General features: G+C 57.8%; 16 protein-coding genes. 11 read left to right on the plus strand and 5 right to left on the minus strand.

Annotated features, from left to right (window positions below):
* Positions 1 to 9: 9 nt before the first annotated feature.
* The 5 genes from NQ519_RS13875 to NQ519_RS13895 all read right to left on the minus strand — a co-directional run bounded on the left by NQ519_RS13875 (position 10) and on the right by NQ519_RS13895 (position 6,673).
* Complete coding sequence (locus NQ519_RS13875; protein WP_019150563.1) at positions 10 to 1,095, minus strand: FimB/Mfa2 family fimbrial subunit; 1,086 nt, start codon at positions 1,093 to 1,095, stop codon at positions 10 to 12.
* Positions 1,096 to 1,224: 129 nt separating this feature from the next.
* Positions 1,225 to 2,928, minus strand: coding sequence for an Mfa1 family fimbria major subunit (locus NQ519_RS13880; RefSeq protein ID WP_019150562.1), 1,704 nt, complete (start codon positions 2,926 to 2,928; stop codon positions 1,225 to 1,227).
* Between the two features lie 31 nt (positions 2,929 to 2,959).
* Positions 2,960 to 4,378 (minus strand): DUF3868 domain-containing protein, encoded by a 1,419-nt coding sequence (locus tag NQ519_RS13885; protein WP_019150561.1) that lies wholly within the window; start codon positions 4,376 to 4,378, stop codon positions 2,960 to 2,962.
* Between the two features lie 12 nt (positions 4,379 to 4,390).
* Positions 4,391 to 4,972, minus strand: coding sequence for a DUF3575 domain-containing protein (locus NQ519_RS13890; RefSeq protein ID WP_044118723.1), 582 nt, complete (start codon positions 4,970 to 4,972; stop codon positions 4,391 to 4,393).
* Positions 4,973 to 5,695: 723 nt separating this feature from the next.
* Positions 5,696 to 6,673: an IS982 family transposase gene (locus NQ519_RS13895; RefSeq protein WP_009598283.1), complete on the minus strand. Its 978-nt coding sequence runs from the start codon at positions 6,671 to 6,673 to the stop codon at positions 5,696 to 5,698.
* A 391-nt stretch (positions 6,674 to 7,064) separates the two neighbouring features.
* Here NQ519_RS13895 and NQ519_RS13900 point away from each other — a divergent pair, with 391 nt between their 5' ends.
* The 11 genes from NQ519_RS13900 (at position 7,065) to NQ519_RS13950 (ending at position 24,943) form a co-directional block, all read left to right on the plus strand.
* Positions 7,065 to 8,237 (plus strand): glycoside hydrolase family 88 protein, encoded by a 1,173-nt coding sequence (locus tag NQ519_RS13900; RefSeq protein ID WP_026076478.1) that lies wholly within the window; start codon positions 7,065 to 7,067, stop codon positions 8,235 to 8,237.
* A gap of 165 nt (positions 8,238 to 8,402) precedes the next feature.
* On the plus strand, positions 8,403 to 11,552 hold the full coding sequence (locus NQ519_RS13905; RefSeq protein ID WP_227901090.1) for a SusC/RagA family TonB-linked outer membrane protein: 3,150 nt from the start codon (positions 8,403 to 8,405) through the stop codon (positions 11,550 to 11,552).
* 11 nt (positions 11,553 to 11,563) lie between these two features.
* Positions 11,564 to 13,432 carry a RagB/SusD family nutrient uptake outer membrane protein gene (locus tag NQ519_RS13910; RefSeq protein WP_019150557.1) on the plus strand — a complete coding sequence of 623 codons (1,869 nt, stop codon included), beginning with the start codon at positions 11,564 to 11,566 and terminating at the stop codon, positions 13,430 to 13,432.
* A 16-nt stretch (positions 13,433 to 13,448) separates the two neighbouring features.
* A complete protein-coding gene (locus NQ519_RS13915) occupies positions 13,449 to 16,322 on the plus strand; it encodes a SusC/RagA family TonB-linked outer membrane protein (protein ID WP_147513169.1) in 2,874 nt (957 codons plus the stop codon).
* Positions 16,323 to 16,334: 12 nt separating this feature from the next.
* Positions 16,335 to 18,107, plus strand: coding sequence for a RagB/SusD family nutrient uptake outer membrane protein (locus tag NQ519_RS13920; RefSeq protein ID WP_026076477.1), 1,773 nt, complete (start codon positions 16,335 to 16,337; stop codon positions 18,105 to 18,107).
* Between the two features lie 14 nt (positions 18,108 to 18,121).
* Positions 18,122 to 19,168 (plus strand): DUF1735 domain-containing protein, encoded by a 1,047-nt coding sequence (locus NQ519_RS13925; RefSeq protein ID WP_026076476.1) that lies wholly within the window; start codon positions 18,122 to 18,124, stop codon positions 19,166 to 19,168.
* A 9-nt stretch (positions 19,169 to 19,177) separates the two neighbouring features.
* The gene (locus tag NQ519_RS13930; RefSeq protein ID WP_083870994.1) at positions 19,178 to 20,155 is read left to right on the plus strand and encodes an endonuclease/exonuclease/phosphatase family protein; all 978 of its coding nucleotides are present in this window, start codon (positions 19,178 to 19,180) and stop codon (positions 20,153 to 20,155) included.
* Positions 20,156 to 20,210: 55 nt separating this feature from the next.
* Entirely contained in the window at positions 20,211 to 21,134 is a 924-nt protein-coding gene (locus tag NQ519_RS13935; RefSeq protein ID WP_026076475.1) for an endonuclease/exonuclease/phosphatase family protein, read from the plus strand.
* A gap of 39 nt (positions 21,135 to 21,173) precedes the next feature.
* The gene (locus tag NQ519_RS13940; protein WP_257005753.1) at positions 21,174 to 22,346 is read left to right on the plus strand and encodes an alginate lyase family protein; all 1,173 of its coding nucleotides are present in this window, start codon (positions 21,174 to 21,176) and stop codon (positions 22,344 to 22,346) included.
* Between the two features lie 10 nt (positions 22,347 to 22,356).
* Positions 22,357 to 23,901 carry an arylsulfatase gene (locus NQ519_RS13945; protein ID WP_052308425.1) on the plus strand — a complete coding sequence of 515 codons (1,545 nt, stop codon included), beginning with the start codon at positions 22,357 to 22,359 and terminating at the stop codon, positions 23,899 to 23,901.
* Positions 23,888 to 24,943: an acyltransferase family protein gene (locus NQ519_RS13950; RefSeq protein WP_044118620.1), complete on the plus strand. Its 1,056-nt coding sequence runs from the start codon at positions 23,888 to 23,890 to the stop codon at positions 24,941 to 24,943. The genes NQ519_RS13945 and NQ519_RS13950 overlap by 14 nt, the downstream gene beginning before the upstream one ends.
* Position 24,944 lies beyond the last annotated feature (1 nt).

Here is a 24,944-nt window from a genome sequence, read left to right on the forward strand (position 1 = left end):
CGTTGATTGTCAGATATTCGTATTCTGCCAAACCAGTTTCCACGAATGGATGTTGATGCTCATGCTGACCCAATGGTGATTCTGGTCGAGCACGAATACCAGATTGTATTCATCCATCCGGTCGAGAAACTCCTGATCGTCCATATTGCGGCGGTATTCGCCCTTGACCAGCAGCGCATAGTCCACCAGCGGAAGACTCACTACGGTCTTTCCCGTGTCGTTGTCGAGCACCGTCAGCCGCATCTTGCGCTCTTCGGGCAATTTCTCCGCAGCAGCGACGGCTGCTGCTGCCGTAGCGGCGGTTTTGTCGCGTACCGTCAGCCGGGCGGTGGTCAGTTCCGCGACGACGGCGTTGACCGACGTGACGGTGCCGGAAAAGTCCGGAAGTGCCGTGCCGGCCGTCGCCGACTGCTTGTGCCAGGCATGGTAGGTTACGGGTTCGTCCGGCAGCAGTTCGTTGTCCCAGTCCATGCACCCGTTCTCGGCGGTGATCCGGAACGAAAAGCGCTTTTCGTCGAGCGGAGCTCCCGAGGTCTGCTGCAAGACGACGCGGACGTTGTTGGTGTTCTTCACGAGCGGCACGACATAGGTGTGGGTCCCCTCCGTCTCGCCGAAATTCTGATCCGGCAGATAACCGTGATACAGCCGGTCGAGGTCATCGCGCATGTGTGCCGATCCGTCGGAATCCTTTTCGCGTTTCAGCGTGCAGGTCAGTTCCTTCCCGGAGTCCGATTCCGGAATCCGGAACGAGCCTTTGTCCGTCGATCCGCACCACGCCAGCAGGTCGTAGGTTCCCGGTGCCACATCCACGGTCATGGCGTAGTCCTCCTTCGTGAGGGCTTCGCCCCGTTCCGTGCGCTGCCATGCCACCCGGCCGTCGCTGTCGAGCAGATAGAGCGTGACCGACTCGACTTCGCTGGCGAATGCGTCGGCGAATTTCAGGTTCATGTCGTAGCGGAACTTCACCCGGTAATTCACCGAACAGTCGCCTTCGCCGTCGTAAATCACGCTGTCGCAGCCCGGCAGCGCCAGACCGCCGACGGACAGCACGAGCAGTTTGAAAACCGCCGTGCGTATGTAAGACGATATGTCCATTTCTGTCACACTGTTTAGTTAGTCTTCTTCCGAACCTCGGTCCGGCGTCGTTCGAAGATCCCGGGCGGAGAGGCCGGAGGTTTTCTCCGCCCGGGAATCATGCCGGGGAGCCGCATGCGGCCCCTCCGGTTACAGGGGTACGTTCTGGTTGACGATCTTCCACGAAAGCACGTTGATCTTCGCGCCCACGTAATAGGTCTCCTTGTTGGGATCTTCGCTCGGAATGATCACTTCGTCCGGACTGAATACGCCCGTGCCCGGTTTGCTCAGGCTGTTGATGGTCACTACGTAATGGTGGTTGCGCACGACGCCGTATTTGGCCTCGGGAATGACCGTCTTGCCCTCTTCGGTGGTCTCGGCGCTGTTGTTCAGGTGCTCGATGCGGATGTTGTAGTACATCAGACCGCCGCGATAGGCGGTTGCCGGCGTGCCGGCGTTGAAGTCTTTCAGCGTCTTGTTCACATCCGTCATATCGGTGATCTCCTCCTTGTCCGGGTCGCCGCTTTCGTTCGTTATCTGTTTGTACAGGGGCGTGTCGGTCGTTTTCATTTTCACGTAGACCGTTCCGTCGCCGTTGGATGCCAGTTCGACGTACTCTTTGTCGATCTGCGTCAGGGTATTTTCGGCCGACTCGTAATAGACGTTCAAGTCCCCTTTCTTTTGGAGCACGTCGAGTACGTGGTCCAGATACTGGCTTTCTTTGTAGAGCAGGCCGTTGTAACGGATCAGATTCAGTTCGCCCGTTCCGTCCGGATCGGCCATGAGCTGCGCTTGGAGCAGGACGCTCGTGATCGCCGAAGGATTGTTGTCCGATACGATTGCGGACGAATTGGTGTTCTCGGCGCAGTAGCCGGAGGCGCCCATTGCGATGGTGGCCTGAGCCACCGGGATGTAGTTCACGTATTTGGCTTCGGCGGTTCCGTAAGCGCCGTCCGTCTTGCCGTAGTTGTACGACTCGCCCCAGTAGCTGCGGAAGAGTTCGGAGATGTTCCATTTGAATCCGAGTTTCGTGTCCGACCACGACGTTGCGTCGATTTTCTTCATCATGCGGGAATCTTTCGTCGTGGCATTCAGGCCCCAGCCCAAGAATTTGACATACAGATCGGTCGCACCGATTTCGGTTCCTTCGTTGGGATTGCCGGCGACGGTCGTTCTGAGCGTGTAGGTATCGGGATGGCCCTCCACCGGTTTCAGCTGCGTCTCGTCAACTTTTACCGTAACCTTCACGGCCAGACGCTCGACATAGATCTGCACGACCTCCTCGGGCAGCGGATCGGGCACGGGTTCGGGCTTGAAATATTTCTCTTCGACTTCCGTAACGAAGTGTCTGCCGTCTGCATGCACGTAGCTCGACGTGCTCATGATGAAGTCCTTCCCGGTGGTTTGGATGCCTCCCGACAGCTTCTCCTGCATCTCCTCCAAGGTAATCCCGGGCTCGAATCCGGTGGGGGCGTTGAGCACGGTTACCAGATACTTCGGGAAGTTTTTCTGCGTGAGTCCTTTCAGCACTATGATCGAATTGCCGAAATATTCGATGTTTTCATTGGGGGTGGGATTCTCCTCTCCATTGTTCCATGCTTTCGCCTGCGTGACGAACACGCCGTTATCGTCGTAGAAATAGAAATCGGCGTCGGTAACGTTGTGCTCGTCTTTGCTGGATTCGAAATCGGAGTCGCCCGAAGTGGCGCGCGTCAGGGAGCTGGCATCTGCGATGTTCACGTTCAGATAGGCTTCGTCCCCCAGGAAAACGGGTTTCCCGTTGTCTGCGGGATGGTCTTTGGAACAAGCGCAAAGCGCTGCGCATACGAGTGTTCCCCAAAAAATTCTGTTCATGGTTTTGTGAATTAGATTATGAAAAATTCTGTTATTCGTCGTTTCTTTTTGTCAGTTCTTCCAGCGCCTCCCCGGCTTCGCGTATGCCCGCCTTTTCGGCTTGCCGGAAATAGCCGGCGGCCGTTTCGTACTCCTCCGTGAGCATGGCGTAGGCGCCCCGCGCATAGAGGGCTTCGGGAGATTCCCCGGCTTTTTGCAGATAGCGTTCGGCGCTCTTCAGATCGCCTTTCTGCATGGCGCTGTTCGCCGCATTGAGGTTCGCCACCTCGTCGTCGGGATACATGCGCACGGCCGTTTCGAATATTTCGTTGAACGCGTCCGTGCCCGGTTCGCAGGTCTGCGCGGCGAGGTAGAATTCGTTCAGGCTCAATTTCTGCGGCTGCGTGAGCAGGATGCGTTTGATCTCCTCCGGATCGCTGAACGTGCGGATCGTGTAGGAAATCCGGTAGTCCGTATGGCGCAGGGCCGGGTAGCAGTTTTTCAGCAGGAAGTCGTATTCTTCGGGGTAGGTGCGTTTGATCTTCGCCTCCTTGGCATCGGGGTCGATGGGACTGTCGATCAGGCCGAGTATCTCTTCGCGGTGGGCGAGGTTCGACTGTTCGACGTAGCGGCGGAGCCCCGCCCAGTCCTCTGGTTCGTAGTCGGTGGCGATGATGCCTTCATCGAAGCGGTAGAGCTGCCGGATATGTTGTTTCAGAGCCGCTGTACGCCCGATGGCCAGATCGCGGTTGTGCGCCCAGGGGCTTTCCGGTGAGGCGTATCCTTTGAGCCATACCGAAGTGATCGTTACGTCGCGGTCGTTGCGCACCGAATCGATGGTCGCCTGAATCTTGCTCAGCTCGGCCGTGTTGCGGCGGTAATCGGGACGGATGACCGTTTGGTTCACCGGAAAGTCGATGAAAGCGGAACCCTCCAGCGAACGGCTTTTTATGCTTTCGGCCATCGGATGCACATAGACCGGCCGGGGAATGTAGGGTACGGGCTCCTCGAAACGCCCCAGCGCTCCCTGCTGTGCGGCGAGTATCGCATTGCAGCAGCCGTAATCCCGGCGGGAGAGTCTCAGCGCCGCGCCGTTCATCCATGCGGCGTAGGGGACGATGACCCGGTAGGCCACCTGTTCGGGCCTGTCGGCAGCCTTATAGCTCATCTCGCCGCCGCCCGAAAGCATGCTCGCGCCGTTGCGCACGTAATAGTAGTAGCGCCGCCGGCCGTAGACGCCGATGGCGGAGAGGTCGAGCGAATCCGGTCCGTTCACGAGCCGGGGCGTCAGCAGCACGGCGCGATTGCTTTCGACATCCAGCTTCGACAGGCCGATGTCCATCTTCACGGACAGATATTCGCCGTTGCGGTCCATTTTCAGATTCCCGACCGAAACTCCGTCGATTTCCTGCGCACGGAGCGACGGACTTATTCCCAACAGCAGCGACAGAAGAAAAACCGTTCGTTTCATTGCAGCGAAAGTTTAGAATACGTAAACCAGGTTGACGGCCGCCTTGGTCGGCCCCACATAGTGATGGGATTTATCCGTTTCGAGTTTTTTCCCGCAGCCTACGCAGCGGAACCGGTCGTATCGGGTGTATGCGTAGCCCACGCCGATCTCGGCTTCCAGGTTCCAGTGCCGTCCCAGTATCCAGGCATATCCGTAGGCTGCTCCGGCGCCGACGAACCAGCCCTGATAGCGGTAGTCGGAGAGTTTCGAGAGATCGGACCCCAGAAATGAGATGCCGTTTTTCAGCCCTCCGGCGTTATACTGCCCTCCGTGGGCGTGAAAACCCAGGAAATGCCCCGCAAACCGGTCGCAGAACCATAGCCGCGCCTCGGGCTGCACGATCCAGTGTTTCCAGCGCCGGTCGTGGGAGAGCGTCCAGGCGTTGAAATCGCCCGTGATGTCCAGCGTCCACCGGGGAGCAAGACCGACCTCCATGCCTACATTTATGTTCATGAACGCATCGTAAAGCACGTTGGTTTTCAGCGCCGCTTTCTGCCCTTGGGCGCTCATCGCCCAAAGAGACGCGCATAGCAAAAGGAGAATCCTGATTCTCATGTTCGTATTTTCGGTTAAATTCATCGGCGCACACGGGTTGTCGGCGGAGTGTCCGCCGACTGCCGGTCTCCGGTGCGCATGCTTGCGGATGAGATGGTATATACGGATAAAGAATCCGTTTCCTGCCGGCAGTCGGGAAGCCCTCTCGGGCAGCTCCGGCCGGGGTACGGATTCAGCACAACGCAGACTGTATGTACGAAATCTTTCCATCGGGTAATTTCACCTATGCCGCGCCGCTCTCAGGATATGCGGCATATCGAATACCGGTCTGGTATTCTGCAATTTCCCCCCCCCTCGCAGCTCCCAAAAGGGGGTTTTATACATTGTGGTTGTACAAAAAGAAAGTGTGGAGCTGATTTCGTTTATCTACAAAGAGGTTCTGACAAAACCTTGAATCGAATAAACGATGCTTTACCCCACACCTGTATAGATAAAATGCCGCAGCTGAGGAGACTTCCGGTCGGCTGGGTTGTATCTAAACAAGAAAATGAGTGCTGTTCATTGTCCCGATTCACGTTGAAACTGTCAGATTTCTTTGTAAGGACAGAGTGAAAACACTTTCTAAAAATATGTCCGTCGATTTACGACGAGACAAAATTAGGAAATAATTTTCAGATTGAACAACACTCATATGGAAATTTCATGCAAATTTCAGAAAAAACTATTTTTTCTGCAAGAATAAAAGCTATTGATTCACAATTTTATTTATACCCGTTGGTTGAATTAAAATAAAGCATCTTTAACAAGACCAATTTTACGATGGTTACAGAAGTTGATGTATTGCAGCACGGTCATAGCAGCGATTTTTGCGGCAGTACGTGTAAACAGTCCGCCTGTCTGCTTTGCATAATTGCGTACCATCATGAATTGGTCGTTAAGTTGAGAGAAAACGGTTTCGATTCGCTTCCTGAAACGCCTGTAAGCCCACGAAGGATTTCTCCAATTCTTTTGGTTCAAGCGATACGGGACTTCAAGCTTGATATGAGCCGTTTCGAAAAGGTCTTGTTGCACCTCAGCACTTAAATACCCCTTATCTCCAAGCATAAGACAGTCGTGATAATCCCACTTTGCATCATCCAGATAATGTATATCATGAACATTTGCAGCCGTTATATCATAAGAGTGAATAACACCACTTATTCCACAGATAGCGTGGAGCTTATACCCATAGTAATACATTTGTTGGGAGGCGCAAAAGCCTTTGGAAGGTGCGCTTTGCGGATTATCATTTCCCATAACGCAACGCTTGGCTCGTGCCAGCTGGCATACTTTGACAGGCTTGGAGTCTATCACAAAGACATTTTCCCCACCGTCTATGCTCTTGGCAATATCCCTGCGGATGTCTTCTGCAAGACAAGCCGTGAGTTTGCGACGGACGTTGAACTGTCTTCTGGATATAAGGTTAGGGATATGTTCGGGAGATTCAGCCAATCTCTTAAAGAGGTTGTTCTCGCTGTCATAACCGAATGCTTCGGCTGTAAGAGAAAGAGCTATAACTTCCAAATCAGAAAAGGTGGGAATAACTCCACGGCGAGATACATTGCCATGTTCATTTACACGATTTCCTGCAAATTTCTTGCAGATGTCGTTGATTTTTGTGAATTTTTCGATGAAGTTGTGCATACGACGGTTTGAACTCAATAGTTTGGATGCTATTAAGTTACTAAAAACCAGAAATATGCACAACCTTTCATTTGTCATTTTACTAACTTTTTAATTCAACCAACGGGTTTTTATTTATATCATTTTGGACGAAAAATGCGCTGAATGGGCCGGTTCGTAAAATTTGCGTGCAAAAGATAAGGTCCGGATTATTCCCTACGGACGCATGCCGCATGTTTCTCTGTTTCAAAACGGACCGGAAGCGTCCGGTCGGAAGGAACGCGGTAGGGGGATTCCATATATTATATGAAAAGATCGCATTGTGATTTCTTTTTGAATATTTTTATTTGCATTTATTTGCTTTTATAATCTTTTTGTGCTTTATTTGCATTGGTTAACCAAAATTAATCCTGAAAACAAATCGCGGCCGCCGCTGATCGGCCGTCTGTTTCGGGATAAACGGATTATCTAATAGATTAATAGGTATTGTATGAAGAAACCTCTCTTTGTTCTCTTTTGTTGTTTGTCGGCGACTCTTGTCGTTTCGGAATCGTTCGCACAGCGTTTTGTCCGCCGGTCGCTGGACCGCGCCTGCGTCCAGGCGGCGCAGCTGGATTCCGAACTTACGGATACGACGCTCTACCCGACGAGTCTGGACCGTGCGGGCGCCCTTGAGCTGAAAAGCATCCGCAGCTGGGTGAGCGGCTTTTTCCCGGGCACCCTGTGGCTCCTTTACGGCGAAACGCAGGACCCCTCGTGGCTTTGGCGCGCCCGTCGCCGCACGGCGGCCCTTGCGGGGCTTTCGTCTTACGAACGTACCCACGACCTGGGCTTCATGGTCGGCTGTCCGGTGGGTCTCGGGTTGAGGCTTACCGGCGACAAGGCTTATGAGCGGCTGTTGGTGGAAACGTCGGAGACGCTGCTGAAGCGTTTCGATCCCAAAGTGGGGCTGATTCGTTCGTGGGACAACAAGAACCGCCAGCCGGACCCCTATTTGGTGATCATCGACAACATGATGAATCTGGAAATGCTTTTCGAGGCGAGCCGGCTGACGGGCGATCCGCGGTTCCGCGATGTCGCCGTCGCCCATGCCAACACGACGCTTCGCAACCATTTCCGCGAGGACGGGAGCGCTTATCACATCGTCGTTTACGACTCCGCCACGGGCCGTGTGCGCGAGCACCGCGGCGGTCAGGGCTATTCTTCGACTTCGGCGTGGGCCCGCGGTCAGAGCTGGGGCCTCTACGGCTTTACGATGTGCTACCGCGAGACGGGCGACGCGCGTTATCTGGCCCGTGCCGTGAAGAGCGCGGAGTATATTCTCAACCACCCGAATCTCCCCAAGGACGGGGTTCCGTACTGGGATTTCGACCGTCCGGGCGAAGAGCGCGACGCCTCGGCGGGCGCCGTCATCGCCTCGGGGCTGCTCGAACTTTCGGAGTATGTCCCGCGTGAACAGTCGCGCCGTTACGTGCGCGCCGCACGCCGGATTCTGCGGAGCCTCTCTTCGGACCGCTACCTGAACGCCGCGGGCTCTGCGCACGGGTTCCTGCTCTCGCACAGCGTGGGCCACAAACCCAAGGGAAGCCAGGTAGACGTGCCGATCATCTATGCGGACTACTATTTTCTCGAAGCGCTGCTTCGCTACCGACAACTCGATTAACCTTCAAACGATGTGCTTATGAATAAATCCGATGGATGAGGGCTCCGTTCCCGTGAAACTTCGTATGTATGTGATTACATGCCAGCAAACAAATTCTAACCTATGAAAAACCAAGACAATGAAAGTATCGTATTGTGAGCGTCGCATCCAATCCGGTAGATTCCTGTGGGCCTTCGCATTGCTTGCGGGCCTGCTCATGAATCCGTTTGCCGCGGGGTCTGTGGCGAGGGCCCAAACTCCCCCCCCCAACAAAAAACAAGCCAAAAACGGGCCGTATCGGGTGATGTGACCACCCCCGACGGCAAGCCGGTTCCGGGCGCTACCGTTTCGGTGAAGAACCGACCCGATCTGGGCGGCGTTCTCACCGACACCAAGGGACATTTCCAACTCTCGGTCCCTGACAATTCCATTCTTATCGTATCATTCCTGGGGTACAATACGGAAGAGATTTCCGTCGGGCAAAGTTCCCTGCCTCTTCGTATCGTCCTGACCGATTCCGCGACGAAGATCGACGACGTTGTGGTCGTGGGCTACGGCGTTCAGCGCAAGGAGAGCGTCGTGGGCGCCATCTCGCAGGTCGATAACAAATCGCTGGTCAATTCGGGCACGGCGAATATCACCAATGCCCTGACGGGCAAGCTGTCGGGCGTGACGAGCATCCAGTCGAGCGGCCAGCCGGGCGAGAACGATGCCACGCTGCTGATCCGCGGCGTTTCGAGCTGGAACGGTTCGGCGCCTTTGGTCCTCGTGGACGGCGTGGAGCGTGATTTCGCGGATCTGGACCCGAACGAGGTCGAGACGATCTCGGTTCTGAAGGACGCTTCGGCCACGGCGGTGTTCGGCGCCAAGGGCGCCAACGGCGTGATCATCGTGACGACCAAGGTGGGCGAGACGGGGCGTCCGAAGATGGACCTCTCCGTCGAATACGGACTCGATATTCCGAGCGATCTGCCGGAGCACATCTCCTCCTACACGACGGCGCAGCTCCTCAATGTCGCCAAGAAAAACACCGGCGACTGGAGCCTTTATACCGACCGGGAATTGCAGGAGTACCGCAGCCCCTCGTCGCGGATCAATGCGCTGCGCTACCCGGATAACGACTGGTTCGACCTGCTGATGAAGAAGTGCGCCTCGACGGTCAACGCCAATTTCAACATGTCGGGCGGCACCGATCGCGTGAAGTATTTCGTGTCGTTGGGCTACATGCACGAAGGCTCCATCATCAAGCAGCTGCACGAGTACAAGAATACGACCTTTACCTACGATCGTATCAACTACCGTTCGAATCTCGATTTCAAGCCGACGAAGTCCACGTCGCTGGCCGTCAAGGTGGGCGGAACGCTGGGCATCAAGCAGAATCCCAACAATCAGAGCGTCGGTGCTCTGTTCAACACGTTCTACTCGGCTTCGCCGATGATGTATCCGGCCTATTTCCCGGGGTGGGTGCTGGACGAGATTCCCGACCCGGACTATCCCCGGGCTTCGGGGACCCGGCTCTCTTATGCCGAGGGCTCCGTCTTCTGGAAGAATCCCTATGCGACGCTCAGCGCCGCCGATTTTCAGCAGACGACGCGGAACAAACTCTTCACCGACGTTATTCTGAAACAGAATCTCGATTTCGTCACCGAGGGCCTGTCGGTCAGTGCCAAGGCGTCGCTCAGCACCTATTATTCGCGCGTGTCGCAGAAGGCCGAGCAGGTTTATCCCCAGTTCCAGATCGACTGGGACGCCTATGAGTCGGGGACGGGAAATCCGTGGACGCGGCTCAATTTCAGCTCCGATTCGCTCTACGAAGACCCGATTTACAGCGTTTCGCAGGGTGATTTGCAGAACACCTACTACTCGACCTTCTATTGGGAGGGGTCGATCAACTACGACCGCAAATTCGGCCGCCACAGCGTTTCGGCGCTCGTGCTGTTCAACCAGCGCGAAAACCTCAAGCAGACCGACTATGCCTACCGCACGCAGGGGCTCGTGGGCCGCGTCACCTACGATTTCGGCCACAAATACCTGCTGGAGGCCAACATCGGCTACACCGGTTCCGAGCAGTTCTCGCCCAAGAACCGCTACGGATTCTTCCCGTCGGTGGCCGTGGGTTACGTGCTGTCGCAGGAGCGCTTCTGGAAAGAGGCCCTGCCGTGGTGGAACAAATTCAAGCTGCGCTACTCCGACGGTCTGGTCGGCAACGACCAGACATCGAGCCGGTGGCTCTATTACAGCTCTTATACGAAGGGCGATGACGGCTATTATGCCGAGGATGCCGTGGCCAACGACGAGGCGCGGTGGGAGACGGCGCGCAAGCGCGATCTGGGCATCGAAATGGGATGGCTCGACAGCCAGCTGACGCTCAGCGTCGATCTCTTCGACGAGAAGCGGAAAGACATGCTGGTGGCGCCGGTCGTTCCCATTCTGGTGGGAACCTCTTTCAAGCAGGTGAACCACGGCGAAATGAAGAAGCACGGCATTGAAGTCGAACTGGGATTCCGGCGTACGACCCGTTACGGGCTGCGTTACAACATCGATCTGATGGCGAGCTTCAACGAAAACCGGATCACCGAGTACGAGGATGCGCCCTATATGCCCGATTATCAGAAATACGCCGGTTCCGCCTATCAGGGGCAGCGCACGGGTACCAAGCTGGTCGATGGAGGCTATTACACCTCGGTCAACGACATCCACACCTACCCGGGCTACACCGATACCTGGAACGGCAATGTCTTCCCGGGCTGCTACAAGTTTCTGGATTATAACGGCGACGGAACGATCAACAACGAGGACCTCCACTATATCGACGGCAGCACCTATCCTCCGATGATCTATTCGATCCGCGGCGGCCTGGGCTACAAGGGATTCGAGTTCAGCATCCTGTTTTACGGCAATCAGGGCAAGTATGTCAATTACAACAAGAGTTTCGAGATCGAGTTCAACAAGCTGGAGCCGCGCGTCAACAAGTCGCAGCTCGACTACTGGCGTCCGGACAACCCCGGGGCCTCCCACTCGACCATGACCCTCGGTACGTCGATGTATTCGTGGGGCGGCGGTTCTGCGGACTCGGGATACGACGTTGCGATCGAGGGACGCACCTGGCGCAAGGCCGATTTCCTGACCATCAAGGAGATCTATGCAGCCTATACCTTCGACCGGAAGCGGCTCAAGAAGAGCGTCGGGATCAACAGCCTTACCTTCTATGTGACGGCCAACAATCTGTGGACCGTGACCAACCTGATCGAGGGCAACCCGATGGCTACGAATTTCTCCCAGGGATTCTATCCGCTCATGACGACGGTCAAACTGGGCGTCAAAGTCGGTTTCTAAAACATGCAGCCATGAAAAAGATTAAATTCATTCTGATCGTTCTGCTGCTGGCCGGATTCGGGGCATGCAACTATCTCGACGTGTCGCCCGATCTGGGAATCAGCGAGGAGGACATCTTTTCGACCTATAAGAACTACTCCAATTTTCTCGATGCGGCTTATCGGCGGGAATATCCGAATCGTGAGAACAATGTCAATGCCCGCAACCTCAAACTCGCTGCGCCCTACTGGATCGACCAGTCACCCATGCGCTGGACGTTGGAAGGGTGTATCACCGACGCCTGCGTCTGCGGGCGCAAGCTGGCCCGGGCCATGCGTTCCGGGTCGATGTCGGACGAGGCGGCGAACCGTCTGACAACGGCTACGACCTATCGTCCGATCATGAAGGTCATGTTCGAGATCATCCGCATCACCAACACTTCGATCGCCAATATCGACATGTTGCAGGATGCTACGGACGTGCAGCGGAACGACCTTCTGGCCCGCGCCTATTTCGCCCGCGGCATGGCCCATTTCACGCTGTGCCGTTATTTCGGCGGAATGCCCTATATCGACACCAAACTCGGGGCCGACGACGAGTGGGACATGGCCCGTCTGTCGGGCCACGACACCTATGTCCGGTGTGCCGAGGATTTCGGAAGGGCCGCCGACTATTACCGGGCTGCGGGGCTGATGCGGCGCGATGCCCGTCCCGGCGAGGCCGGACACCTCTCCTCGCCCGATATGTGGTATGCCAACGGCTGCGCCGCGCTGGCGATGAAAGGCCGCGCCCTGCTCTATGCCGCCAGTCCGCTGCACAACGCGCTGGGGGAGGAGGATTGGCGTCTTGCCGCCGAAGCCTGCGGCGAAGCGATCGCCGCGGCCGAGGATGCCGGTTTCGAGATGCTGCCCAAGGAGCAGTGGACGGACAATTTCATGAACGTGCAGTACACCAACGAGCAGTTGTGGTGTTATTCCGTGGGCAATATAGCACTCAGCAACTCCCGTTTCTACGGGCGCTACGGGCGGGCGCAGTGCAATAACCAGAATAACGCCAGCGGAATCTGTCCGACGCAGAATTTCGTCGATCGCTTCGAGACCATATGGGGCGATCCGCTCGATACCGAGGAGGACCGCGCTGCTGCCGTCGCTCTGGGGCACTACAACGATCAGGACCCCTATGCCGACCGCGATCCGCGTTTCGACCTGACGATCCTGCACGACGGGTCGAAAGTCGGTTCGAAAAACGTCATGGTCAACATATACAGAGACACCAAGGGTACATGGCCCAAGACCAAGATCGGCAATGACAAGAATTTCGGGGCCGAGTGGGACGCCGACCCGCTGCGCGGAACCACCCGCACGGGCTACTACCTGAACAAGGGATGGAACGGCGAACGCGGCAACACGGCCTATCGCCATTCCGATCCGCTGATCCGCATGGCCGAACTCTACCTGAACTATGCCGAGGCGGTCAACGAGTATGCGGGCCCCGGCGGCACGGCGGCCGGACTGCCGCTCACGGCGTTGCAGGCCGTCAACAAGGTGCGCAGCCGGATCGGCATGCCCGATGTACAGAGCCGGTTCGCGGGCGACAGCCGGCTGTTGCGCGACCGCATCCGCAACGAGCGCATGGTGGAGCTCGCCTTCGAAGGCCACCACTATTACTTCGATTCCCGGCGCTGGAAGACGGTCGAAACGGATATGAACCGTACGCTCTACGGAATGTACGTCGAGCAGGTGTCCGTGAGCGCCGAATATCCCAAGGGGCGCCGGTACACGCGCCGGGCGCTGACCGACGATTGCCAGGGGGCCTGGAAGCCGCACATGTACTATCTGCCCATCCCCGACGCCGAATCGCAGAAGATGCGCAATTTCGTCAACAATGCCAAGTGGAACTAATGACTCTGCCAAGATCATGAAAACATGTTTGTACAGTATTCTGATACCGGCCGTCCTGTGCGCATCTCCGACATCGTCGGCCGCGGGTTTCGGCAAGACTCCCGCAGCGGCGGCGTATACGGCTGCCGGCGGGGACAGTCTCGTTTATCTGCCTCTGAACCGGGAGGTGGCTCTTTCGGCCCGCACGGGCAGCACGCGTTCGTTCGGCCGCGAGGAATTCGATAAGTATCCGAGTCTCGACTTCCGCAACCTGCTCACCGGAGTCATTCCGGGGCTTGAGGTCGTGGAGAAGAGCGGTGCGACGGGAATTTCCGCCGCATCGGACAATGCGGCGGTGAACCTGCTCGCACGCGGCAACGCCATCCGGTATATCGTTGACGATATGCCGGTCTACATCACTCAGCTGCAACTCGATCCCGAGCAGATCGAGTCGGTGACGCTGCTGACCGACATCGCCGACAAGGCGCAGTTCGGCCCCACGGCTGCCGACGGCGTGCTTTACATCCGCACCCGGCGCGGCGGACGCGGGCCGTTGTCGGTGCGGATCGGGTTCGAGCGGGGCGTGAGCGTCGTTGACCGTTTCCCCGAGTGGGTGGACGGCGTGGACTATGCCAAGATGAACAACTATGCGCGTTATAACGACGGGATGACGCCGCTGTACGGCAATGCGGCGCTGGAGGGTTACCGGATGCGCGATCCCGACCACGCCGAATATCCCAATGCCGATTTCCGTGCGGCGATGCTCAAAGACACCAAGCCTTACACGCGCGCCGGTATCGGACTTTCGGGCGGCGGCAGCGCCGTGCGCTACAACGCGCATTTCGGCTATGCGGGCGAGGGCGACATCTATCGGCTGGGCGCCGTGTCCGACTATAACCGGCTCAATGTGCATACCAACATCGACGCGTCGATCACGCGGCGGCTGAGGGCCCGTGTGAGCTTTTTCGGCGGCATGACTTTCCGGCGCTCCCCGAAATACGGCTACGGAACGTCGAACGGCGACGAGATGACCGCCGTGCTTGCGGATCTGACCACGATCCCGGCGATCGCCTTTCCCGTCCACGTGACGCCTGAGGCGCTCGACGAATCGGTCGAGATGGAGAAGAACCGGGCGATTTACGGCGTCGGCAACCAATGGAGCAACAATCCCGTTGCGGCGCTTTCGGAAAACGGCTCCTACACCACCAAGGGGCGCACCGGACTGGTCACCGCCACGGTCGATTACGATTGTTCGTCGTTCGCCAAGGGGCTGAAATCGACGACGTTCCTGGGGCTGAATCTCTACCAGATGACACGCATCGGGCAGAATCCCGATTATTACGGTTATTTGTGGGACCGTCAGATGGGCGTCGGAGCCATTTCGGCCCACAAGGGAGCCAAGGAGTCCGGCAAATCGCTGATGGACAAGTATACCTACCAGAGCCTCAATTTTTACGAGCGTCTGAGCTACGATTTCGCCCGCAACGGACATCGGCTGGGCGTCACGGCGGCCTACTATCTTTCTTCGGTGGCCCGCACGGGGCAGAGCAGTCTCGACCGCCAGCAGAATGCGATCGGAACGGTCTCCTATTCCTACGGCGGCCGCTATCTGGTCGAGGGCGTGGTCGATTACGCCGGATCGTCGCGTTTCCGCAAGGGGCATCGCTACGACGTTTTTCCCTCGGCGGGTCTGGGATGGGTCGTCTCCGAAGAGGCGTTCATGCAGGAGGCGGATTGGGTCGATTTCCTGAAAATCCGCGGCCAGATCGGTGTGCTGGGCTATGAGGATTTCGGCGCCCAGTATCTCTACGAGTGGTATTACCAGAAACAGAGCGGTCCGACCTTCGGACCTTCGAGCCTGGGAAGCAGTTCGCCGTGGCTCGGAACCGGAAACTACGTGTCGAACAAAACCACGCTGCAACGCCTGGGCAATCCCGACCTCACGTGGGAGAAACGCCGGGAGCTGAGCGTCGGCTTCGATGCCCAGCTGTTCAGCCGGCGGTTGTACGTTTCGGCGACCTATTTCCGCTCGAAGCGCGACGGCATCATCACCTCGATGACGGGCAACCTGCCGCTTTATTGGGGCCTGCGCAATGTCGCGGTGTACGAGAACCACAACGCCAGCCTGCAACAGGGCGTCGAAGCGGCGTTCCGGTTCGGCGGCCGCACGGGCGATTTCGGCTATTCGGTCGGCGCCAGCTTCGCTTTCCGCAAGTCGAAATACCTGCGCTACGATGAATCCTATACGTATGCCTACCAGGCCGTGAAGGGCACGGCGCTCGACGCTTACCGCGGTTATGTCTATCTGGGCAAGTTCGCATCGGCCGAGGAGATCGCCTCGTCGCCCGAACAGACCTTCGACGAGAAATTGCAGCCGGGGGATTTGAAATACGCCGACCTGAACAACGACGGACGCATCGACTCCAACGACCAGTGTGTCATCGGGCATACCGATCCCAGATTCATTTATGCGGTCAATCTGCACCTCAGCTACAAATGGTTCGATCTGACGGTCGTGGGCACGGGCCGTGCCGGCTATCAGGTTCCCTTCACCAACGCCTGGTTCTGGAACGGCTGGGGCGACAACAACTACTCGAAGTTCGTCAAGAAGAACTTCGGCGGCGATTATCCGCGAATTGCCTACAATAAGGTCAACAATAATTTTCAGCAGTCGGCCTACTGGCTGCGCGACGGCGGATTCTTCAAGATCCAAAACGTCGAGCTGGGATTCGACGCTCCGATTCCCGCCGGCAGCAAGACAGGCATCAAGGGGCTCCGGATTTTCCTGCGGGGCGCCAATCTGCTGACGATCTCCCGGATCAAGGATGTCGATCCGGAATCGGTCGATTCGGGCGTTTCCACGTACCCTCTGTTCCGGACCTTCACTGCGGGTATCAATCTCACCTTTTAACTGACGACGACTATGAAACGACTATTTTTGGCTTTTATCTGTTCGGCGGCCGTCTCCTGTTCGGATATTCTCGATCCGCTTCCGAACGGGCACTACACCGACGGAAACTACGAAAATTACCCGTCCGTCATCCGGGGATTCATCGACAAGGGATATTCGCTGCTGCCGACCACCTATGCGGGCAATGAATACGCCTACCTCGAATGCGCGACGGACAATGCCGTCGCCCGCGAGCGGACGCAGGTCATGCGCCGCCTGGCGACCGGCTCGCTGACGCAGGCCGACGACCCGTTCGCAGCCTGGTGGGGCCGCGACTACGAGGGCATTTATTACGCCAACCGGTTCCTGTACAACGATCTCGGTTTCAACACCCGTTTTCTGACCGACCGGGAGGCCGACGACGTTCTGCGGCGCAATCTTCAGGGCGAAGCCTATGCCCTGCGGGCCTGGTTCGAGCTGGATCTGCTGAAAAAGTTCGGCGGCAAGGCTTCCGACGGGCGCTATCTGGGCTTCCCGATCGTTACCGAACCGGTGCTCGGCGTACAGGGGCCGCTTCTCGAACGCGACACGTACGAAAAGTGTCTGAAACAGATCGTGGACGACTGCGACGCCGCGTACGGCTATCTGCCGCTGGCCAACCGCAACCACCTCGCAGAGGACGCTTCGATTCAGGGTGCGCGCGCGTGGCACCGTTTCGACGGCATCACGACCGTAGCCATGAAGGCGATGGCCTATCTCACCTGGGCCAGTCCGGCGTTCAATCCCCAGGGCGATGTTTCGCGCTGGGAGAAAGCGGCGGAATATGCCGCCGAGGTGATGAAGTTCAAGTTGGAGGTGGACGGCGCCCAAATGGGCGGGTTCGATCCCCGGGCGCGTTTCCAATGGTCCGATCCCAACAGCCCCGAAATCGTCTTTTCATCCTTCGATTACACGGGGTCCGATATCGAGAATCTGTTTTACCCCAACGGATTCCAGGGCTCGGGCGCGATCGGCATTACGCAGGAGTTGGTCGATGCCTTCCCGATGGCCAACGGCTATCCGATCGACGATCCTGCGAGCGGTTACGACGAGAACGATCCCTATGCGGGGCGCGATCCGCGCTTCTATGCGACGGTCTTCTACCACGGGGCCGAGGTGGTGCGCCCGACCAACTCCGAGGTGATGTATACGTTCGATGTCTCGGACACGGGGCGGGACGTGGCCGATGCACCCTATAATTCGCCGACGAACTATTACGTCCGCAAATTCATCTACCTGGGGTGGAACCGCGCCGACGTTCCCGTGCTGACGATGCCGCGTTCGATCTTCTTCATTCGCTGGACATCCATGTGCCTGGCTTTCGCCGAGGCGGCCAATCAGGTCGGAGGGCCGCTGGACGACCGGTGGGGCTTTTCGGCCCGGGATGCGATCGCCTATCTGCGCAGCCGTACGACCTGCGACGGAAAGCCGGGGCTGGGGGCCGTTGCCGATCCCTATCTCGACGCCTGCGCCGCCGCCGGAAAGGATGCCTTTGCGGAGCTGATCCGCAACGAGCGGCGCATCGAGCTCTGCTTCGAGGGGGAGCGTTTCTTCGACATGCGCCGCTGGGCTTCCGGAGTCGATGAATTGAACCGTCCCGTATCGCGGGCCGTCGTGTCCGAATCGGACGAAGGCGAACGGCCGGTCTATGCCTCGGAGCAGGTCGAGAACCGGAGATTCTCCTCGCTCTGGCTGCCGATTCCCAGCCGGGAGATGCGCTGTTCGCCGGGACTGGTGCAGAACGAGGGTTGGGACGCTTGGAACTAATAACATTTCGATTTATGAAAAGATTACTTGCATTGGCAATATTTGCCGTCGCTTTCCTTTCCGGAAGCTGCTACGATGATTATGTGAAGGATCACGATCATACGAGCATTTACATCGCCTATCAGTACGATCTGCGCACGTTCGTCGTGGGCGAAGGGATGAATTTCGATGTCGGCGCCGTGCTGGGAGGCGTGATCGACAACCGGCGCGATCGCCGGGTGCGTTTTTCGCTGGCCCCGGAGCTGCTGACCGACGACCTGTCGGTCTTCGAGGACGATCCCGATGTCGAGTCCTATACCGCCTTTTCCAAGATGTCCGATCCTTCGTCGGCCGGAATGAGCCAGGCTTATGTGGCTTCGGCGATCACGGCGAGCGGCATTGCGGAACTCACGCCGCTGCCCGAAACGTGCTATTCGCTGAGCGATCCGGAGACGATGACCATCCGCGCCGGGCGTTATTCGGGGACGATCACCGTGCAGGCCGATTCGCTCGCGTTTCTGGCCGATCCCCACGCTTCCGTTATGCCTTATTACGCCCTTGCCTTCCGTTTGGAGGAGGCCGATGCCGATGTCGTGCTGCGGAAGAAGTGCTTTTCGATCGTCGCCGTGCGCTATGAGAACATGATGTTCGGCAACTGGTGGTACGGCGGTGTCACGACCGTCAAGGACGATGCGACGGGCGAGACGCTCGAAAGGCGGGTGTATCCCACGACGATGACCACTGCGAATTCCGTCAACCGCGTGTGCGAACTGACGACGGCGGCTCCGCTGTCCGTGACGACTTCGCGCATGGGCGATTACGAAGGGTCGCTGCGGCTGGATTTCGACGGCGGGGAGATCACCGTCAGCGACGCTGACGGCGTTTTGCAGATCGAGCCGTTCGACGAGGGCAGCCGTTTCAACGGGGCCAGGCTGCTTCAGAACCGCAAGCTGTTTCTGAACTACCGGTTCGCCAACGGCGACGGCACGACGACCTATGTGCAGGATACGCTGACTTTCCGCAACCGCATACGCGACGGAGTGAACGAATGGCAGGATGAAAATCCGGAACACTATAAATAACGGGAGATTATGAAACGATTTTTTTTGATGAACGGTTTGCTGTTGCTGGTCACGGCGATGACCGGACTGTGTGGCTGCTCCGATGACGCGGAGGGCGAATTTCCCGATTTGGTGCCGGGTTTGGGGCCTGTCGAGGATAACGATCGGCCTGCGCAGAATTTCAAGGTGATGTCTTTCAACATTCGCGTCAATTCGGTTGACCCGAATCCGAGCCAGGGCCTTCCGACCGAGTGGGAGACGCGCAAATCGTTGGCCGTAGAGGTCATCCGCGACGAACAGCCGACGATCGTCGGCATTCAGGAGGCGTACTACAAGGGGCAATGGCTCTATCTGAAGGAGCAGCTCGCCGATTATGGCTACGAAGCGATCGGTTTGCCGATCGGCGTGTGGGAGAACCTCGAAAGTATCACGGACCGTCAGGGCAATACGCAGGTCGTGGGCATTCTGTACCGTCCCGGGGAGGTGACTCTCGAAGACTGGGGCGTATTTTCGCTGTCCGAAACTCCGGACATGCCCTGCACGACGCCTGCGCTCGGAGCCTCCTATACACGCGGTGCTACGTGGGCGATTTTCAGGCTCAACGAGAGCCAGCGCCGGATCTTCTTCGTCAACACGCACCTCGACACCGCGGCTTCGCCCGTGCCCGAGCTGGAGTGGAAAGTGATCGTCGAGCAGATGTCGCGCCATAACACCGACAATCTCTATGCTTTCGTCACGGGCGACTTCAACGAAGGGCGCACGTCGAATCTGTGCAAGACCATGTACGAGACTTTCAACGAGGCTGCCTTGATGGGCGACTGGCCGGACCGTTCCGTCAATACGTTCAACAATTATCAGGATGCCCTGACGACCAGTTATATCGACCATATCCTCTATTCGAAGAGCAACAACAGAATCCGGATCTTCGATTACCGGGTGGTCCGCAAGAAGGACGGGAATGTTTTTGTTTCGGACCATTGGCCTATCTGGGCGGAGTTCAGTTATTAGCCCTTTTTCCCGGAGGGATTTCCGGGACATGCGAAATGTTTATGACGATTGAATTATGATTTGTAAGAACCGATTCGTTCTTTTCTTCGGAATGCTGCTGTCGTTCCCGGCCTGTTCGTCCTCCGACGCCGGGAACGGCGCCGGCGAAGAAGAGTCGCAGCCGAAACCGCAGCCGAAGGAATATACGGACATAAGCGTGATTTCATTCAATATCCGGGTCGATAATGCGGCCGACGGAACCAACGTGTGGCGAAACCGCAGGGACGCGGTCGTGACGATGATCGAGCGTGAGCGGCCGATGCTGCTGGGACTTCAGGAGGCGCAGCCGCATCAGATCACCTATCTGTCGGAGCATTGCCCCGACTATGCCTGGTACGGACTGGGACGGGATACGGGAAAGGTCCCTCCTGCGACGGATTCCTATGCTGCGGAGGAGACTATGGCCGTTTTCTGGAGAACGGCGGAGCTCGAATTGCTGGACAAGGGAACGTTCTGGCTGTCGGAGACTCCCGACCAGGTGTCGAAAGGGTGGGACGCCTCGTACAGAAGAACCTGCACCTGGGCCGGGTTCCGCCATAAGAAGTCGGGACAGACCTGCTATTTTTTCAATACGCACCTCGACAACGACGGCAAGGTCGCCCGCGAGGAGTCGATCAAACTGCTCGTTTCACGGATGAAGACGATCAATTCCAAACGCCGGGTTTCGTTCCTCACGGCCGATTTCAATTCCAACGTGACGGATGCCTGCTTCGCTCCGCTGCACGTCTACATGCGGGACGCGCGGGCGAACGCCGCCGTTTCGGACGATTATCCGAGCTGGAACGGTTACGGCGCTTCGACCGGCAGACTGGACCATGTCTTCTTCTCCGGCGACAACTGCACGGCCCGCGAATTCCGAACGCTTCGGGGCGATTACGGCGTGCCCTATATTTCGGACCACTATCCGGTCGCTGCCTGCTTCCGATGTTCGAACGATTGATATGAATTCGGTATGAAACTATTGCGATTATTGATATTTGTGTTGTCGGCGTTCTTTTGCGCAGTCTCGGCTGCGGGCGCCGAACGGCCGGTCGTGTGGAACATGGACCGGCTGGAGCGGGTCCGGGAGACGCTTCCCGGAAACCGCCTTTGCCGTCGGGCCCTTTCGGACCTCCGCCGGCGGTGCGATTCGCTGCTCCCCGTTCCCAACCCCCATGTGATGATGAAACGCGCCGTTCCCGCGAGCGGGGACAGGCACGACTATATGTCGCTGTCCCGCTACTATTGGCCCGATCCCGGTTCCGCCGACGGTTTTCCCTACGTGCGCCGGGACGGAGAGACCAATCCCGATGTCGATCTTTACGACCGGAACCGCATTACGGAGCTTGCTGACAATGTCTGCGCCCTGACGGTCGGGTTTTATCTGATGGATGATCTCCGCTATGGCGCCAAGGCCGGAGAGATGATACGGACCTGGTTTCTGGACGAGGCGACTTCGATGAACCCCGGACTGGACTATTCGCAGATGATTCCCGGCAAGAACGGCGGAAAAGGGCGTCCGTCGGGTATTATCGACATGTACCGCATGATCGACGTGCTCGATGCCGTTATCGTGCTTCGGGACAAGGAGGTGCTTTCGGACGGCGAGATGGAGCGTCTGCGCAGCTGGTTTTCGCGGCTGGTCGATTGGATGCTCACGGCTCCCAATGCCTTGAAGATCGCGGAGGGCCGGAACAACCTCGGCGTGGCTTACGATGTCCAGCTGATCCGCTATGCGATGTTTTCCGGACGGACGGAACTGGCGCGCCGGACGTTGGCGCAGTTCCCCGAACGGCGGCTGGCCGTTCAGATCGAGCCCGACGGACGGATGCCGCAGGAGTTGAAGCGGACCAAGGCGATGAGCTATTCGATTTACAACATCGTGCATATGCTCGATGCCTGTGCGATGGCCCGCGCTCTGGGAGAGGACCTCTATGAAGCGGAGGGGCGGGCCGTGGAGCGTGCGCTGCGGTTTCTCGTTCCGTTTCTGAAAGATCCCGACTCGTTCCCCTACAAGCAGATCAACGAACGCCGGCTGGCTTTGGACGACATTGCCCGCCAGTTGCTGCGTGCGGATGCCTATGCCGGAAACAAAGAGTTCCGGCGGCTTTACGACCGTTACGGAGCAGAGCCGGAAGATCCGATTTTTATATTGTTTCACCTCATAAACTGATCGTTCCGGTATGAAAATCTCCCGTCATGGGCTGTTGCCCCTTATGCTGTCGTCGTTCGGTCTTTTCGGATGTTCCGACGATGCGCCTCCGCGCCCGAACATAGTCTTTATCTTGATGGACGACGCCGGTTACGGCGACTTCGGTTGTTACGGACAGCAGAAGATCGAGACTCCGAATATCGATTCATTGAGCGCACACGGCATCCGTTTCACACAGATGTACACTTCGGCTCCTCTCTCCTCTCCGGCCCGTTGCGGGTTGTTGACGGGGCGTCACAGCGGCCACGCCGACATCCGCGCCAACGACGAGATGGAGTGGCGCGGTGACGTTTGGAGCCACGAGGCCATGTTGCGCGATTCGACGCTCGAGGGCCAGGCTCCGATGCAGGCCGGAACTCCGACATTGGGCACAGTGTTGCGGGATGCCGGTTATTCCACGGGTATGATCGGCAAGTGGGGCGTCGGGGGTCCTGCGACCGAAAGCACACCGGGTAAGATGGGTTTCGACACCTACTTCGGATGTATTTGCCAGCGGCAGGCATACACCTATTACCCGCCGTTCCTTTGGCAGAACGACCGGCGGTTCTATCTCAGCAACCGGCTCGTGGCTCCGGGAACTCCGCTCGACGAGGGCGCCGACCCGTTCGACCCTCACAGTTACGACAAGTACACGCAGACGGAGTACAGCCCCGATCTGATGTACGACCGGGTGTTGTCGTTCGTGCGTGAGAACCGGGATCGTCCCTTCTTCCTGATGTGGACCACGCCGCTTCCGCACAGCCCGATGCAGGCTCCCGACGCCGACGTGCGTTATTACGTCGATAAGTTCGGCGACGAGAGTCCGATCGAGGGCCGGGGATATTATCCCTCCCGTTGGCCCCACGCTACTTATGCGGCAATGATCACTTATTTCGACCGTCAGATCGGGGGGCTGGTGGCGGAGCTCGACCGGTTGGGCATCCTCGACAACACGCTTATCGTTATCACCAGCGACAACGGTCCGGCCTCGAATTCCTGTTCATCGAGCGAGTGGTTCGACAGCGCACGGCCTTTCCGTTGCGGCAAGGGGTGGGGTAAGTCGTCGCTCCGCGAAGGGGGCATCCGCATCCCCTTCATCGTGGCTTGGGGCGACAGACTGCATCCGGGCGTCTGCGACCGGATCGGTTATTTTCCCGACGTTATGCCTACGCTTTGCGATCTTGCCGGCGTCCGCACGCCTCGGACCGACGGCATTTCGTTCCGGCCGCTTCTCGACGGCCGCGGGGATACGTTGCGGCAGCACGAGTACCTTTATTGGGAGTTTCCCGGAAGCAACGGATGGGTGGCTGTACGTTGGGGCGATTGGAAAGGCTTGCTCCGCCGGGTCAAGGCCGGCAACGGGCAGATGGAGCTTTTCAACCTGGCCGACGACCCGCGCGAGACACACGACGTGGCTGCCGAACATCCTGAGATCGTGGAGCGCATGTGGTCGTATGTCTTCTCGTCGCACGAGGAGCCCGAGAATCCCAAATTCCGCATGCGGATCGAAAAAGCGAAGAGCGATGAGAACGAATGATGCGATGAAAGGCTGCACTCCGTTGCCGTCTCCTTCGGCCGTCCTGCGCGATCCGGCAGTCGATCTGCTGCGGTTCATCGGGATCTCGATGATTTTTCTGGCCCATATCGGGCCTCCCGCGGCTCTGTTTCAGCTGCGTTCGTTCGACGTGCCCCTGATGATCTTCGTTTCGGGGCTCTCTTACTCCGGGCGGCAGGTCGTCGGCTATGCGTCGTTCGTCCGCAAACGGCTCGGGCGGCTGCTGATCCCGCTTTACCTCTTTCTGACCGTTTATTTTCTGGTCATGTGGCTGCTCTCCGAATGCGGAGTCGTGGAGTGGTTCGCCGCGCGCAAAGTCGTGGGCACGTATCTGCTGCGGTTGAAGCCGAGCATCAACTATGTCTGGATTTTCCGCGTCTTTCTGATCGTCATGCTGCTGACTCCGCCGCTGCTGCGTTTGGAGCGGGCCGTGCGCGACGACCGGGGATTCATCGCTCTGCTGGCGGCCTTGTTCGGCTTGCAGGCTCTGCTGACGGGGTGGCTCAAACCGTTGCATCTCGGATTTCTGGTCGATGACTGGCTGCTCTACGCCGTGGGTTATTCCATTCCGTTCCTGGCGGGCGTCCGCATGCGGTATGCCGACCGGCGCCGGAGCCTGTGGTTCTGCGGGATCTTCCTGGCGGCGATGGTCTGCGCGGCGGCGGTCATGGCGGATTCGACGGGAACGTGGTTGCGGATGCAGCCCTACAAATATCCCCCGCGGGTCTATTTCCTGCTGTGGGGAACGACCGTGAGCCTGCTGCTGTGGAGCCTGCGGAAATACTGGAGCCCTCTGCTCGCGTGCCGTCCGGCGCTGTTCATCGGGCGGAACACCATCTGGCTCTATCTGTGGCACATTCCCTTCGCCCGGCTGATCAAGACTTCGATGACCGATGTCTGGTGGGGATTCCGGTTCCTGCTCATTTATGCGATAGCCCTGACGCTCTGTCTGATCCAGTCCCGCATCGTCGGGATGTGCGAAAAACGTTACGGTTCGAAATTCCTGAAATACCTGAAAGACTGAT

The sequence above is a fragment of the Alistipes senegalensis JC50 genome (assembly GCF_025145645.1).
In the GTDB taxonomy this organism is placed as follows: Bacteria; Bacteroidota; Bacteroidia; order Bacteroidales; family Rikenellaceae; genus Alistipes; species Alistipes senegalensis.